The 14,972-nt window shown below is 42.6% G+C and carries 16 protein-coding genes; 9 read left to right on the forward strand and 7 right to left on the reverse strand.

Going from position 1 to position 14,972, the window contains the following annotated elements; genetic code table 11:
- Positions 1 to 193 precede the first annotated feature (193 nt).
- The 3 genes from IGI92_RS07230 to IGI92_RS07240 all read left to right on the forward strand — a co-directional run bounded on the left by IGI92_RS07230 (position 194) and on the right by IGI92_RS07240 (position 1,888).
- Positions 194 to 658 carry a hypothetical protein gene (locus tag IGI92_RS07230; protein WP_008381399.1) on the forward strand — a complete coding sequence of 155 codons (465 nt, stop codon included), beginning with the start codon at positions 194 to 196 and terminating at the stop codon, positions 656 to 658.
- A 43-nt stretch (positions 659 to 701) separates the two neighbouring features.
- Complete coding sequence (locus IGI92_RS07235) at positions 702 to 1,181, forward strand: DUF3788 family protein (RefSeq protein ID WP_430608380.1); 480 nt, start codon at positions 702 to 704, stop codon at positions 1,179 to 1,181.
- Between the two features lie 293 nt (positions 1,182 to 1,474).
- The gene (locus IGI92_RS07240) at positions 1,475 to 1,888 is read left to right on the forward strand and encodes a VOC family protein (RefSeq protein ID WP_008381397.1); all 414 of its coding nucleotides are present in this window, start codon (positions 1,475 to 1,477) and stop codon (positions 1,886 to 1,888) included.
- 87 nt (positions 1,889 to 1,975) lie between these two features.
- Here IGI92_RS07240 and IGI92_RS07245 read toward each other — a convergent pair whose 3' ends face one another.
- Entirely contained in the window at positions 1,976 to 2,860 is an 885-nt protein-coding gene (locus tag IGI92_RS07245; RefSeq protein WP_429961848.1) for a LysR family transcriptional regulator, read from the reverse strand.
- Between the two features lie 341 nt (positions 2,861 to 3,201).
- Between IGI92_RS07245 and IGI92_RS07250 the strand changes: the two genes are divergently transcribed.
- The 3 genes from IGI92_RS07250 (at position 3,202) to IGI92_RS07260 (ending at position 5,399) form a co-directional block, all read left to right on the forward strand.
- Positions 3,202 to 4,173: an alpha/beta hydrolase gene (locus IGI92_RS07250; protein ID WP_217808621.1), complete on the forward strand. Its 972-nt coding sequence runs from the start codon at positions 3,202 to 3,204 to the stop codon at positions 4,171 to 4,173.
- A gap of 124 nt (positions 4,174 to 4,297) precedes the next feature.
- Positions 4,298 to 4,807, forward strand: coding sequence for a cyclophilin-like fold protein (locus IGI92_RS07255; protein WP_016613361.1), 510 nt, complete (start codon positions 4,298 to 4,300; stop codon positions 4,805 to 4,807).
- Positions 4,808 to 4,829: 22 nt separating this feature from the next.
- Complete coding sequence (locus IGI92_RS07260; RefSeq protein WP_005236324.1) at positions 4,830 to 5,399, forward strand: sugar O-acetyltransferase; 570 nt, start codon at positions 4,830 to 4,832, stop codon at positions 5,397 to 5,399.
- Between the two features lie 78 nt (positions 5,400 to 5,477).
- Here the strand turns inward: IGI92_RS07260 and IGI92_RS07265 are convergent, their stop codons facing one another.
- Together IGI92_RS07265 and IGI92_RS07270 are read right to left on the reverse strand one after the other, a co-directional pair.
- Positions 5,478 to 6,932, reverse strand: a complete 1,455-nt coding sequence (locus IGI92_RS07265; protein ID WP_430608382.1) for a flotillin family protein — start codon at positions 6,930 to 6,932, stop codon at positions 5,478 to 5,480.
- Positions 6,933 to 6,957: 25 nt separating this feature from the next.
- Positions 6,958 to 7,503 (reverse strand): NfeD family protein, encoded by a 546-nt coding sequence (locus IGI92_RS07270; RefSeq protein ID WP_016613363.1) that lies wholly within the window; start codon positions 7,501 to 7,503, stop codon positions 6,958 to 6,960.
- A 411-nt stretch (positions 7,504 to 7,914) separates the two neighbouring features.
- On the opposite strand from IGI92_RS07270, the gene IGI92_RS07275 reads away from it, so the two are divergent.
- A complete protein-coding gene (locus IGI92_RS07275) occupies positions 7,915 to 8,043 on the forward strand; it encodes a hypothetical protein (protein ID WP_005236316.1) in 129 nt (42 codons plus the stop codon).
- 76 nt (positions 8,044 to 8,119) lie between these two features.
- Here IGI92_RS07275 and spxB read toward each other — a convergent pair whose 3' ends face one another.
- From spxB to IGI92_RS07290, 3 genes are all read right to left on the reverse strand, one after another.
- A complete protein-coding gene (gene spxB / locus IGI92_RS07280; protein WP_430608384.1) occupies positions 8,120 to 9,853 on the reverse strand; it encodes a pyruvate oxidase in 1,734 nt (577 codons plus the stop codon).
- Between the two features lie 127 nt (positions 9,854 to 9,980).
- Entirely contained in the window at positions 9,981 to 10,673 is a 693-nt protein-coding gene (locus IGI92_RS07285) for an N-acetylmannosamine-6-phosphate 2-epimerase (RefSeq protein ID WP_430608385.1), read from the reverse strand.
- Positions 10,674 to 10,848: 175 nt separating this feature from the next.
- Positions 10,849 to 11,334 carry a MerR family transcriptional regulator gene (locus tag IGI92_RS07290; protein WP_430608387.1) on the reverse strand — a complete coding sequence of 162 codons (486 nt, stop codon included), beginning with the start codon at positions 11,332 to 11,334 and terminating at the stop codon, positions 10,849 to 10,851.
- Positions 11,335 to 11,471: 137 nt separating this feature from the next.
- Here IGI92_RS07290 and IGI92_RS07295 point away from each other — a divergent pair, with 137 nt between their 5' ends.
- On the forward strand, positions 11,472 to 12,950 hold the full coding sequence (locus IGI92_RS07295; protein ID WP_034872230.1) for an MDR family MFS transporter: 1,479 nt from the start codon (positions 11,472 to 11,474) through the stop codon (positions 12,948 to 12,950).
- Complete coding sequence (locus IGI92_RS07300; protein ID WP_008381376.1) at positions 12,947 to 13,654, forward strand: DUF4811 domain-containing protein; 708 nt, start codon at positions 12,947 to 12,949, stop codon at positions 13,652 to 13,654. Before IGI92_RS07295 ends, IGI92_RS07300 begins: the two co-directional genes overlap by 4 nt.
- Positions 13,655 to 13,808: 154 nt before the next feature.
- Here IGI92_RS07300 and IGI92_RS07305 read toward each other — a convergent pair whose 3' ends face one another.
- Complete coding sequence (locus tag IGI92_RS07305) at positions 13,809 to 14,963, reverse strand: pyridoxal phosphate-dependent aminotransferase (RefSeq protein WP_375819664.1); 1,155 nt, start codon at positions 14,961 to 14,963, stop codon at positions 13,809 to 13,811.
- Positions 14,964 to 14,972 lie beyond the last annotated feature (9 nt).

Raw genomic sequence — 14,972 nt, forward strand, 5'->3', positions numbered from 1 at the left:
CGAAACGAAAGAAGATGCGGAAACATTTGACCAATGCGGTATCCCAGATGCCTTTGCACAAATGTTTTTATTCATTCATCAATCGAAACAGTTGCAGCTCTCACCTATGCACGATTGAAAAAATGTTCCAATAACCATTCAGCATGGAATGGACAACGCTAAAAAACAATTCATATGAAAAGAGGAACTTCTTATGACAAAAACAGCAGAATGGTATCAAGGAAAAGCTGGGCGGGCAGAACATTTGGTCTATTTAAATAAGGAAGCCAAAGAGCTTGAGAAACTGATTCATGGCGACAAAACAATGATCATTCGGGGGGCAGCTGGCAGAAAATCACCCTTAGGAGGAAGAGCCAAAATCAACGATCTTGTTTATTTTGTGGAGACCGGCGGCGATTTGACCATCACTCATCGGGGCATCATTGCCAATGTGACTGAATCTGAAAAGATGACGAAAGAAGAATCCATAGATTTTGTAGAACGCTATGAAAAAGAGTTGAATCTATCGAAAAAGCAAGTCGATCGTTGGGCAGGGAAAAAGTATCTAGCGGTCTATGAAATCGCTGAATTAGAAGAAATAACGCCATTTCAGTACAATCGTGAAAAAAATATGGACGATTGGGTCATCACAGACGATATCAACAAAATCAAATTGTAACGTAGCAAAAACCTAAAAAAAGCGCAAGGAGTTGAGCGAAAGGATGGAAGGCAAAGAGCAATTGTTTCGAGACAAAAACGTGAAACCAACAGAGCAACTGATTGCGGAATCACTGGGTGAGGGATATGCCATTTATCAACGTTTTGTCGAAACGCTTGAAAACGAGGGCATCTCTCTTATGGATTGGCGCTATTACCAAGATGGAAAAGCGTGGTTGTCCAAAGGTGAATACAAATGGACAACGACTCGTGGGACGAATAAAGTGAAACCAATTTTTTGGCTCTCGATGTGGGAGGGCTTCTTCAAAGTCTCCTTTCACTTTAGCGAGAAAGTCCGAACACAGTTATTGTCTCTACCAATCAGTGATGACACAAAAGAAAGGATTCATAAGGCGCCGACCAATGGCACGAAAATGAAGTTTTTTTCTGTGATTTTTGATGTCGCTAATCCATCACTCTTTGAAGATATCACCGAATTGATCGTGTTCAAAAAAATAAATAAAGTAATAGTAAGATTTATTTAACTTGGATAGTCTGATTTTATTGCATCTATCAAAAAGGAATCTTTGTTATAGTTTACCCATTTTTAGGTTTAGAAAAGTAAAAGTCAATCAGAAGACTTTAAGTTTATTACATTTCATCTGATTGATTTTTAATATAAGTAACTATTGGGAAAACCAACGCTAATTTTGATTAGATTATCGAAGGGAATTCACAATACAATAAATTTTATTCGATAAATATGCTATTATGGTTAACATATGCTTTAATTACTTTAAATAGATGAAAGACACATTCGAAAAGGAGAAAAGACAAATTGACCATTCAACGAATCACAGCTTGCGTTCAAGTCAAAGGAGACTATCAGAAGTGTTATGAATTTTATACGGAAAAAGTCGGCTTGGTACCAACTTATGGCGATGAGTCAGGTCCTTATACAAGCTTTGCATCGAAGAAAGAGGAGGCGCCTTTTTTTGGTATGTTCCAAGTGGATGCCGTGATCGATCAAATGGAGGGCTACCCGATTTCAGAGAATCGGATTTCATCTGATACGCTTTCGGCAACATTTCATACTACGGATTTTGAAGAAGATTATACGAGAATGAACAATGCTGGTGTAGTGTTTGAAGTAAGTAAAACCGTTTTGGGGGAAGGGGACCAAGCTTTTCATATTGCTTATTTCCGCGATCCAGAAGGAAATTTGCTAAGCTTGGAGGATGGCGGTGTCTAAAGAGTTCACATCCAAAATGAATCAGAAAAAACGTAAAGAAAGATTTATCTCATAGTTGTTTTGAGATAAATCTTTTTTTTTTTGAAATCATTCTACTGTAAAGCGTTCCTTCATCCGCTCCAAGAAAAGTCCAGAAGCTTTTGAAAAAACTTGAGTGTTTTTCCAAATGACGTCAAGGTTTGATTCCAGTGCTGGGCTCAATTTTCTAAAACACAATTGGCTATCTGGGGCGAAGTTGACTAATTTATCTAGAGTCAAGCCGTAACCGACACCTTCTTCTACCAGCTTTGATGCATTGTAAACTAGGTTATATGTGGCGACGACCGTCAATTTTTTCAGGTCTTTTTTCAACCATTTAGAAAGTTCACTGCTGACCAAACTTTGTCGCGAAGTAATCAAGGGAACGTCCCAGAGATCTTTTGGGGTAATGACTTCGTTGACAGCTAGAGGACTGTCTTTTCGCATCAACACGCCCCAGGTATCTTTGGCAGGTAAGCGTAAGGAATGGTACTTTTTGACGTCTGCTGGACTGATTACGACACCGAAATCCAACAATCCTTTATCCAATCGTTCTTTGACCTCATCGGCGTTGCCGCTATAAAAGTGAAATTTGATGTTAGGGTATTCAGCTTGGATTTCTTTGATGATTGCTCCTAGCAACTGAATCACATAAGTTTCTCCAGCTCCGATCGATACATTGCCGGCGATCGTATCTCGAGGCGACAAAAATTCTGAGCGGGTCTTTTCTAATAATTCTACGATTTCTTCCGCCCGTTTACGAAACAACAGTCCGTCTTCTGTTAGTGTGATTTTGCGATTGCCTCGGGTGAACAACGTCACGCCTAATTCTTTTTCTAGCTCCATCAATTGTCGGGACAAGGAAGGTTGAGAAAGATGCAGATGTTTTGCGGCAGCCGAAATTGTCTCTTTTTCTGCAACTGCTAAAAAGGTGGTCAGATTTTTTAATTCCATTTAAAATGCTCCTCTTACTATTCGTATAATGAATAGTTAGGTATTTGATATTGATATTTTACATGGAAAAGACCGCGAAGTACAATAGATTTAATCCGAGAATCACTCTTTTGATCTATGAGTTGCTGGTAACAAACAAAAGATCAAAAGAGAAAAGGAGTTGTATATGTCGCCCTAAGGTACAGGATGATTGACCATGAAAGAAGGCGAATGAAATAAAAAATTGGCAAAAAAAGGCACTTGTATCACTATTGATGCTAGCACCACTTATTTTAGGTGCTTGCAGCAGCAATAACGAGGCGGCAAACGAAGCAACACAAGCCAGTTCAGGAGGAGAAACGATGACAGAAAATGTTTCATTTACAGATGAATGGGACAAAGTTTTCCCAGAAAGTGACACGGTGAATCACCGAAAAGTAACTTTTGAAAATCGCTACGGCATCACTTTAGTTGCTGATCTTTATGAACCAATTGATGCGCAAGGACCACTTCCAGCAATCGCGGTTAGCGGACCCTTTGGGGCAGTCAAAGAACAGACATCTGGTCTATATGCCCAAACGATGGCTGAACGAGGTTTTGTTACGATCGCTTTTGATCCTTCATACACAGGCGAAAGCGGTGGGGAACCACGCTATGTGGCATCACCAGATATCAATACAGAAGACTTTCAGGCAGCAGTCGATTTTTTGTCAGTCCAAGAAAATGTAGATGAAGAAAGAATCGGCTTGATCGGAATTTGCGGTTGGGGCGGGATGGCATTGAATGCCGCAGCCATTGATACCCGTGTGAAAGCGACGGTTTCCGCCACGATGTATGACATGTCGAGAGTCAATGCTCAGGGGTATTTTGATGAGATGGGGGCTGAAGGACGTCATGAATTGCGCCAACAGCTGAACGCCCAGCGGACAGTTGATTTTGCTAACGGTAGCTACGAAAGAGCAGGTGGAGTGCCAGATACACTACCGGAGGATGCACCGGTCTTTATGCAAGATTATTTTGATTACTACAAAACGGAACGCGGCTATCATGAACGTTCGTTAAATTCCAATGACGGTTGGAACGTGACATCATCGCTGTCGTTCTTAAATATGCCGCTCTTGTCGTATATCGATGAGATCCAAAGCGCCGTTTTATTACTCCATGGAGAAGAAGCCCACTCTCTTTACTTCAGTCAAGACGCCTTTGAGCAATTACAAGGCGATAACAAAGAGTTGACGGTCATTCCTAATGCTTCGCACGTTGATCTATATGATCAAACAGACGTAATTCCTTTTGATCAAATGACCCAATTCTTCCAAGAACATTTGAACTAAATAGCCACAACGATCTTCACGACTGTTCGGTCACTCTGCCTCTGCTGAGCAGTCGTGTTTTTTTGAAAATACGCATTCAGTTGCCCGTTTCTACATAGAATCATCACCAGAAAGGAGCGAAGAGATGCTTATAAAATTGATATCCGCTATTTTGCTGTTCTTATTAAGTGCCTGTGGGACAAGCGAAACAGAGAGAACCAATATGCAATCCGCTAACGAAACTTCATCGGAAGCTAGCCAAGAGAATGTCCAGCAGTTTTCAGCAGCAACAGCTGTTGTCATTACGGTTGGTCAACAGAATTTTCTAGCGAAGTTTTATGAAAATGAGGTGTCTGAGCACCTAATGAATCAAATGCCCTTTACGGTGACAATGAGTGATTTGAACAACAACGAGAAATATTATCGTTTTTCTGAGAATTTGCCAGAAATGACTACAGAACGGCCGGAGATCATTCACGAAGGAGAAATCATGAGCTGGAATAGTCATACGTTGGTGCTGTTTTATCAGACCTTTACCAATTCTTATGGTGGCTATAATCGTATCGGTGTCATTGAAGATCCGACGGGGTTAAAAGAAGTACTTGGGGCGGAAGACGTAGAGGTTATTTTTTCGTTAAGAAATCCTCGTGAATAACAAATGAATAGGAGAAAAACACATGACGATCGATCAATTAAACAAACTCATGGCAAGTGGCGAACCCTTACTTGCCGGTTCGCAAGCTTCCAAACAAATGGTAGCTCTGAGTGCTAAGGCGAGAAAAATCACGATGAAAATCAATACAGTCTACCATGAGTCTGATGAGTTACAAGAACTTTTTGCCCAATTAACAGGAAAACCAGTTGAGCCGACTTTTTCGCTGTTTCCACCCTTTTATACAGATTATGGCAAGAATATCAGCATTGGCAAAGATGTCTTTATCAATGCGGGTTGTCATTTTCAAGACCAAGGAGGGATAACGATCGGTGATGATACCCTAATTGGGCATAACGTTGTTCTAGCTACCTTGAATCATGGCCTTCACCCTGAAGATCGTAGCACGCTTTATCCAGCCCCCATTACGATTGGGAAGAATGTCTGGATTGGCTCAAATGCAACGATCGTTGCCGGTGTGACCATCGGTGACCATGCGATCATTGCTGCTGGGTCGGTGGTGACCAAAGATGTCGCTGAGCGCACGATCGTGGCTGGTGTACCTGCAAAATATGTCAAAGAGGTTACTGAGTAAGCATAATAGCAATGAGTAAGAAAAAAACTGCTGTTCGCCTTGTCGCTTGTAAAGCGATGAAGACGAACAGCAGTTTTCTTATTCTTGAGGCGGCTCGCACGTAGTGGAACCGGCGAAGTTTTCAATCAACGATTTCACATCAAGACCGAGGGTTTCTTTCAACGTTTCTTGTGTGGTCGATAAGAGATTGGTGGCGTAATTGGTGACACGATTGGCACCGCCACCTTCACCTGATCCTGTATCAACGACTGAAATTTTATCGATATTGCCTAATGGTGCGGCTGCTTCTTTGACTAATTGTGGCAGGATCTCGACGATCATGCTCAGAATGGCTGCTTCATCGTATTTCTTGAAGGCTTCAGCGACTTTTTCTTTCGTTTCGGCTTCTGCCGTTCCTTTCGCCAAAGTGGTTTCGGCTTCTGCCAAACCGATCAAACGAATCTTATCGGCTTCGGCTTTTGCCAAGGACTCTGTTCGAAATTGCTCGGCTTCAGTGGTAGCTAAGGCAGATGCTTTTTTGGCTAGCGCTTCTTGTTCAAGCGCATAACGATCCGCATCGGCTTTTTTCTTGATCTCTGAATCAAATTGCTTCTCACGACGCAAGATTTCTTTTTCTTCCAATTCGATTTGTTTTTGTCGTTCAACGACTTCGACTTCAATCTCTTGTTCTCGGACTTTTTGTTTCATGATGGCACTTTGTAGATGATAGGCTTGATCGGCATCGGCTTTGGCGATGTCTTGTTCTTTCTTATAAAGCGCCAGCTTCAATTCTTTTTCCTTCAATGCTTCAGCGATTTCGGTCATGCGTTTTGATTCCGCTGTTTGCGATTCTTGTTCCGATTGGGCTTTTTTGATGCGGGTTTCTTTCAGTGCTTCAGCTTCCGCAATTTCAGCATCCCGTTTGACTTGGGCGATTCTAGGCTTTCCAAGAGAATCCAAATAGCCGTTTTTGTCTCGTACTTCTTTGATCGTAAAGGAGACAATGATCAAGCCCATTTTCGCTAGATCGACAGAGGCTACTTCTTGCACACTTTGGCTGAATTTGTCGCGATTTTGATAAATTTCTTCCACAGTCATCGAACCAAGGATCGAACGCAAATGGCCTTCTAGCACTTCCCGCGCTTCATTTTCTAATTCTTCACGGGTTTTTCCTAGAAATTGTTCCGCTGCCGTTGCAATTTCTTCCACGGATGAGCCGATCTTAATAATGGAAGTTCCGTCACACATCACGGGAACCCCTTGTTCAGTGTAGACTTCCGGCGTTGAGACATCCAGCTTGCTGGAGAGCAAACTGATTCGATTCGATCGTTGAAACACTGGCAAAACAAAGGCTCCGCCACCACGCACGATTTTGATTTTGTTGTTGCTTTCATCGGCGTGTACATTTTTGCTACCTAGATAGCTTCCGCTGATGATCAATGCTTCATCGGGCTTGGCTGTTTGATATTTCGTGACAAAGACGATCAAAAGCATTAATAAAATGAATGCCACGATGGCGATCGCGAAAACGATTGGTGATAATAGAATATCCATAGATACACCTCTTTAGTGATTTAGTTTAGTTATCCAAAAATTTTTTTGTGTAAGGAACGACGTAGCAAACTCGTTCTTTGACTTCAATAATCAAAACCTTCGATCCAGCTGCTAATGGTTCATCGATTGGTTGGAAAGCCGTAGCTGGTCGATTGCTTGAACCAGTGACACTTGTGAGTTGAATTTCGCCCATTCCTTCACAAGGAATCGGCGTCAGCACCGTTGCGATGCGACCTTCAAAATCTTTCTCAGAACTTGACAGTGTCGCTTCCGCATTTCGCATGGGAATCAGCACGTAAAAATTCAAGAGAAAAACGAGCCCTGTAGCAAGGCAGCCGCTAATGACGAAAAGTAGGAGCGAATAGCCAGATAGAAAAGTTTCTCCTAAGTAACCGAAGAGACTTGTAAAGGCAAACCATGGAATAATTAACATCGGATCGACTGGTCCGTCGAAATCGAAGATATCCCCAAACAGAAGCAGCAAAAAGGCTAAAATAGCACAGCCAATCAAAACATACAAATAAATTTGCTCAGGTGCATAAGTGTGCAGCACATATCCACCTCCTTTCAAATAGCGTGATTTGTGAGAGCGACGAAAGTTAGGAGACAATCGGAAGAAGAACGAAGGAAACAAAAGAAAGGAACAGAGATTCTATTATAATTATACCAATAAATAATAAAAATATTCGATTTAATTAGATAAAATGATAAAATAATATAATAAATGGTGGTTTGTTATTTGGGAGAAGGCAACAAAAGCACATGGTTTTTTCAAGAGCCATTGACAAACAATCAAAATCAAAGTAGATTAAATCAGGGTAGTAAAAATGTCAAAAGGAACTGCTGACTCTAGACACGTAAATAGGCAGCGTTTGTTTTCTAACCCAATCGAAATAAAGTAGTTGTTCGCAAACATAAAAGAAGTCAGGAACACTTCTTTTCAACCGACAGATCGTATTGCTAAGAAATAGAGGTGGAATCGATGGATCAAAAAGAAAAAATGTTAGAACTAATCAAGAAAAAACAAGGCGGCGGACGTTCAAAAAAGATGGAATCCCCAAAAAATGATCGGAAAAACATGCGTAAAGGCCCGAAAATTTATAATAAGTAAGGCGATGGATTATTAATACGAAATGAGCGATTAAAAAAAGAGAAAAGGACAGGGTTGCTGTCTTTCTCTCTTTTTTTTATTCCTCAGAATTCACGTACAACTCACTCAAAGCTGGCAGATCATGGACTTGGTATTTTGCTTTAAACGTTGCGATTTCTTCAGCACTGAAGCGTTTAGGATCCAGTTTCAATTCTTCGACGGGAAGAGGTCGTTCGTTAGCGATCTTGACATCGATCACGACGGGGCCGTGGCTTTCTTTAGCTTGTGTAAAGACGGATGCTAATTCTTCTTCCTTCGTTACCGTGAAGCCTTTCGCACCTAATGCTTCCCCAACTTTACCAAAATCAGCACCGGCTAGTTGCACACCGAACTTGGTTTGCTCGGTATCTTCTTGCTCCGCTTCGATGAAGCCGAATGAGTCATTGGAAAAGACCACGTTGATGATTGGCAAATCATATTTCACTTGAGTAAGGATGTCTTGCATTTGCATCGCAAAACCGCCATCCCCACTAAAGGTAAATACTTGGCGATTCGGATAGCTCAATTGAGTGGCGATCCCACCAGGTACACCATTGCCCATTGTCGCAAACCAGCCAGACGTTGTGAAACGCTGTTCACCCGTCATTTCTAAATGACGGATACTGTGGATCGTCACATTACCAACATCTGTGACAAACAGGGCATCAGGAGCTGCGATACGGTTGATTTCTCGATAGACAGGTTCAGGACGCAAAGGCTCTTGCGCATCATGGTCAAAACTATGGCGCCATGCATGCCAATTCCGAGCGTTTTCTTGATTGGCTTTTATCCAGGCATCTGCAGGACAAGGGGCTGCCACCTCTGTCCATTTTCTAAGAGCGGTCGCACCATCTCCTAAAACGGAGACATCCGTCTGATGACGACGACCAAATTTCGAGGCGTCGATATCAACTTGGACAAAGTTGGCATCAGGATTGAAAAAGCGGCGTCCAAAAGGGAAGTCACTGCCGACAAAAACGATGAGATCAGCTTCTGCCAAAGCTTCATTGGCTGGTTTTGTCGCAACCCGTCCGGCAAATCCAAGAAAGTTTTCATAAAGATCAGGCACGATGCCTTTGGCTAAGACAGAAGCCGCTACAGGCATTGAGAAATGCTTCGAGAAAGCATCGATGGCATCAAAATGACCAAAGAGACCTTGTCCGATATAAAGGACAGGTTTTTTTGCTTGTTCAAAATAAGAAAGGGCAGCTCGTAAATCGTCTTCATCCGGCTGGAGAACACCCGTCTTATGATTTTTGGCGGTTGCAATCTCCTGTTCGTCGATTTCTGCAAACCCGTAATCGACCGGGATCGTTACTACAGCAACGCCTTTAAATTTATAGGCGGCTTTAATGGCTTCATCCACCACGTGGGGCAAACTTTCAGGGGACATGACCGTGCGATTGTAAATACTGACATCTGCGAACATCGGATTTTCATTCATTTCTTGAAAATCATTGTAGTTCATCGAACTTGAAGCCACTTGTCCTAATAAGGCAACGACAGGCACATTATCCATTTGGGCATCATATAAGCCATTGATCAAGTGGGTGGCACCTGGACCAGCAGAACCGAAAACCGCACCGACTTTTCCCGTTAGTTTGGCATCAGCCGCCGCTGCCAGCGCACCCGCTTCTTCATGACGTACTTGAACATATTTGACCGATTGCCGTTCATGGTACAAAGCATCCATCGTTGAGTTGAAAGATCCACCGGGGATTCCATAGATATGGTCGATGCCCCACGCTTCAAAAATCTTGATCATTGCTGTACCAGCATTGATTTTTGTCATTTTCTTCACTCGCTTTCTCTGTTGTCATTCGTTCTCTTTTAAGTATAAACGTTTCTCAAAAAGACAACAAAGAATGCGCCTTCTGTCACAAGGCGCATAGAAAGACTTATTTTAGGAAATGAACGACTCAGTTGCGAAGCTCTTGCACGAATCGACTGGCGATCTCTTTTGGTCGGGTGATGGCACCACCAACCACGATACCGGTCACACCCATATCCTGAATTTTTTTTGCTTGTTCCGGGGTGTGGATCTTGCCTTCGGCTATTACTGGAACCTTCGCCGCAACCAATTGCTGGATCAACTGATAATCCGGTTCGTCATTGGTAGGACTATTCGCCGTGTAGCCGGACAAAGTTGTACCAACAAAATCGACACCCGCTTCAAAGGCATTGATGCCTTCCTCATAGGTGGCGATATCTGCCATGAGTAGTTGATGGGGGTAAAGAGCTTTGATTTGCTTGATAAAGGCATTGATCGTCAAGCCATCATGACGTTTGCGCAAGGTGCAGTCCAAGGCGATCACCGCAATATGTAAAGCTGCTAATTCGTGTACCTCTTTGATGGTTGCTGTGATAAATGGTTCTTCCGGTGGATAGTCTTTTTTGATGATTCCGATGATCGGCAAATCAACAGCTGCTTGGATCTCGCGAATATCGCGAACGGAATTGGCACGGATGCCAACAGCACCAGCTTCTTGAGCTGCTTTTGCCAATAGGGGCATGACACCGCCGTTTTCGGTATATAGGGGTTCTCCAGGCAATGCTTGACAAGAAACGATCACTCCGTCCTTGATTTGTTGGATAAAAACTTCTTTTTCCATGTATATGACACTTCCCATTCTTGTAAAGGTTCGTTTCTCCCTTCGACTATATCATGAGGCTTTTTCCTTGTAAATGAAACGACACCTTCTTTAAAAGGAAAGCGAACACCAAAAAAGAAGCAAGCACCGTCATCAAGGGTGCTTGCTTCATTAGGAGGTGAGGATAGGGAATCCTTTATTCCGCTTGTTTTGACGTGCATTGCTTGAACTTCTCAAAATCGATCGTTTGATTAGCAGACAGCACTTCGTATTGCAATCGTTCTGTTTCTTCATCGTGAATGATATGGAGGATTTTTCCGTCTTCGTCTACTGGTCCCAGACTGATGATCGTAAACCGTTCATTGATGACTTCTAAATTCTGTAAAACCCCAGAAAACACTTTGCGAATATGATGGGCGGTCTTGATTTTTTTGTCTGCTTTTTCAACAGCCTTGGCTAACGTAAAGCCTTCATCTAAAAACGTTTTGATCATTTCCACTTTGGCGACCGTGGGCAGTCGGTATTTTCGTGGGGCATTTTCTTCTTGTGGGACCGATTGAATAAATCCTTTTTGTTCCCAATAACGCAATTGGCGAGGGGAGATATCACACATTTGGCTAAGTTCGCTGATGCCGACCAACAAGTTTTCATTATCAACGAGTTTTCGAAAAAGATGAGACATACGGACTCCATTCTTGTAAAGGTATTTGTTAACATTGTAACTTGTTTTACTTTTATGTCAAGTAGGTTGACAAATGTTAGGGAAAGATTTAAAGTAAAGAAGGTTTTATGAAAAATATACTGAAAAGAGTGTGAAATATGTCAACGAGTCGTCCTTTAGATATCTACGGCAAACCTTACAATCGTTCCTTACTGGTTATGGTTTTGCTGATCGGTACGTTTTGTACTGTTTTGAACCAGACATTGTTAACAACGGCTTTTCCAACCTTGATGGATGCCTTTGACATCTCTGCATCTGATGTCCAATGGCTAACCACCGGTTTCTTGCTGGTCAATGGGATCATGATCCCGATCACCGCATGGCTGATCAACAAGTTCAGCTCAAGAAATCTTTACTTAACCGCAATGAGCATCTTCCTGGCTGGAACGATCGCTTGCTTTGCTGCACCGAACTTTTCTACATTATTGATTGGCCGCTTAGTGCAAGCTGCTGGTGTAGGGATCTCCATGCCGCTTTTGCAAAATATCATGTTGTCGATCTTCCCACCAGAAAAACGCGGTTCAGCCATGGGTATGTCCGGAATCGTTATCGGGTTGGCACCAGCCTTAGGCCCAACGTTATCTGGTTGGATCATTGATCATTATGACTGGCGTTATTTGTTCGGAATGGTCATTCCGATCGTCGTTTTAGTCTTAGTCTTAGCGCTCTTTCTAATGAAGAGTGTGATTGAATTGTCGCATCCGAAAATCGATCTGTTCTCAGCGATTTTATCAACGCTTGGTTTTGGTACATTGCTCTATGGCTTTTCAAGCGTCGGTGACAAAGGGTGGGGCAGTATTGAAGTAATCGGTTTTCTTGCAGCCGGTGTCTTTTTCATTGCTTTCTTTGCATGGCGTCAATTGCACATTGAGCATCCGTTCTTAGAGTTGCGCGTGTTCAAATCAACGACCTTTACCTTGGCATCGATCCTTTCAGGGGTCACGAATATGGCGATGATCGGTGCTGAAATGGTTCTCCCATTGTATATCCAAAACATTCGTGGTGAATCAGCGTTCCATTCAGGATTGATGTTATTACCAGGTGCGCTGATCATGGGGATCATGATGCCGATTACTGGTGCGATCTTTGATAAGTATGGTGCAAAACGTTTAGCCATCACCGGGATGTTTATCTTGACCGCCGCAACCTTACCATTTGCTTTCCTAACAAAAGATACACCGATTTTGCATATCATTATTCTTTATGGGATTCGGATGTTCGGGATCTCAATGGTGATGATGCCAGTAACGACTTCAGGAATGAATGCCTTGCCTGGAAACTTGATCAGTCACGGTACCGCAGTAAACAATACCTTCCGTCAAGTAGCCAGCTCGATTGGTACAGCTATCTTGATCAGTGTCTTAACAAACGTGACTAAAGGCAATTTGCCAAGTGATTCTTTGTTGGATAAAACGCCTTTGGCCTACAAAGACCAAGCAATCGAAGCGACTTTATCCGGCTACCATGCCGCCTTTTATGTGGCAGCGGTGTTTAGTTTCTTAGGTTTCTTGATCGCCTTCTCCTTAAAGAAAAAAGAACCACGATTGACGGTTCTTGAAGGAGGTGCGGACAAATGATCTTGCTTTTGATCGTTCTTAGCGTGTTAGGATTTGCGGTATTGAATGTCTTTGCCAAAAATAAGCGGCAAACAGGTTTATCATTGGTCTTAGGTCTAGTCTTCGTAGCTAGTGTCGTCGCATTGATGGCCAATTTGACTTACCATTTTGGAATGGAAAAAGAAACGACTGCTAAAACAACAGCACTGGTTTCTAGTGCCGATAACGAGAATTTTGATTTGCTATTGTATCAGCCATTAGGAGATGGTACGGAAAAAATCTACCTGTATAAAACGGATGCTGATCAAGAGGAACCAAAACAAACCGGTACTGATAAAGTGACCAATGTCGTGGAAACAGGGGCTGATTCAGCTCAATTAGAAACAAAAACGACGCGCTGGGTTTATAAAAGTGACCTATCACGCTTCTTGTTCGGAATCGCTGATAACGATGGCCAATATGTCAGCCGTACCAATACGTTCTCATTACCAGATTCATGGGAAGTCTTGAGTGTGGATCAAGCAAAAAAACTGGCTTCTTTAGCGAAAGAACAAGCGGACACCATGAAAACACAAGGACAAGCGTATGTCCAAGAAAAAATGCAAGCTGCATTAATGGCTGATCCAACTATGGACGAGGCAGCCCAAAAAGCAAAAATCGCTGAATTGACAGAAGCTTATCAAAAAGAAGCGATGGCAAAACTGCTTGAAGAAGCAAAAAAGTAAAAACGAGTAGATAGTCATGGGATGGAAGAATCAAATCGGATTCTTCTGTCCCTTTTTCTACATGAAACTTGTGATTTAGCTAATCAGCTGCTAAATGTTGGTCGTGTCCATCAACAATAAAAATCCCACACACTAGTAGTGAGTGGGATTTTCTTTATTCAAATGAGCACGCGGCAATCCGGTCGAAAGCTTCTTTTAACAAGTCCAACGATTGGGTGGCAGCTAAGCGAACATAGCCATCGCCGGTCGTTTCTCCAAAGGCTTTCCCAGGGATCATCAGCACACTGGTTTCCTTTAATAATTTCTCTACAAAGCTGACAGAGTCCAACCCTGTTTGTTCAATGTTGATGAAGGCATACATGCTTCCTTTGACAGGGGATAAGGAAAGGAATGGGATCTCAGCAACCCGTTGTTCAATGTAAGTCAGTCGTTCCTTAAAGACAGCAACCACTTGCGGCACGAGGGTATCATAGTGATTCAATGCGTAAATACCTGCCCGTTGTGAAGGGGTTGGTGCCGAATAGGCGATCGCCTCATTGATCAGTTTTGCCGTAAGATTGATCGATTCAGGTGCGATCATGTAGCCGATCCGCCAGCCAGTCATGGCAAAGGCTTTTGAGAAACTGCTGAATGTGATGGTGTTCTCAGGTGCGAAGGCTGCCATCGGTACAAAGGTATCATCAAAGCAAAAGGCTTCATAGACTTCATCCGAGAGGATCAGCAAGTCATGGTCAATGGCAACTGCTGCGATTTTTTCAAAAGTTTCTGGAGAAAAAACAGCACCAGTAGGATTGTTTGGTGAATTGATGATGATCGCCCGAGTTTTCTCAGTAATGGCGGATTTTAAGACCTCGACATCGATTTGAAAGCCATCTTTTTCAAAGGTCGGGATAAAGACCGGCACACCACCGACTAGTTCGACTTGTTGTTTATAAGGTGAAAAGTATGGTTCATGAATAATCACTTCATCACCAGGATCAATGATGGCAGCCAAAGCTAAGTACATGCCATGCAATGCACCGACAGTTCCTCGTACTTGGCTAGGAGAAAAAGTAAGCTGGTATTGCTTTTGATAAAAATCAACGACAGTTTGGATAAAATCAGCACTGCCGTCTGAAGCGGTGTATTTTGTATGACCCGCTTTGACGTCAGCAAAAGCTGCTTCAATGATCGTCGCATCTGTAATCAAATCAGGATCACCAATCGACAAATCAATCAAATTTGGGGTTTTCTTCGCAAGAGTGGCGATCTCCATTAAAAGATTTTCTTCTGGTTGTAAAAAACGTTCTGCAATCAACGGACGGTTCATTTTGTCATC

The organism is Enterococcus sp. DIV2379 (assembly GCF_050542965.1).
Taxonomy (GTDB): Bacteria; Bacillota; Bacilli; order Lactobacillales; family Enterococcaceae; genus Enterococcus_D; species Enterococcus_D entomosocium.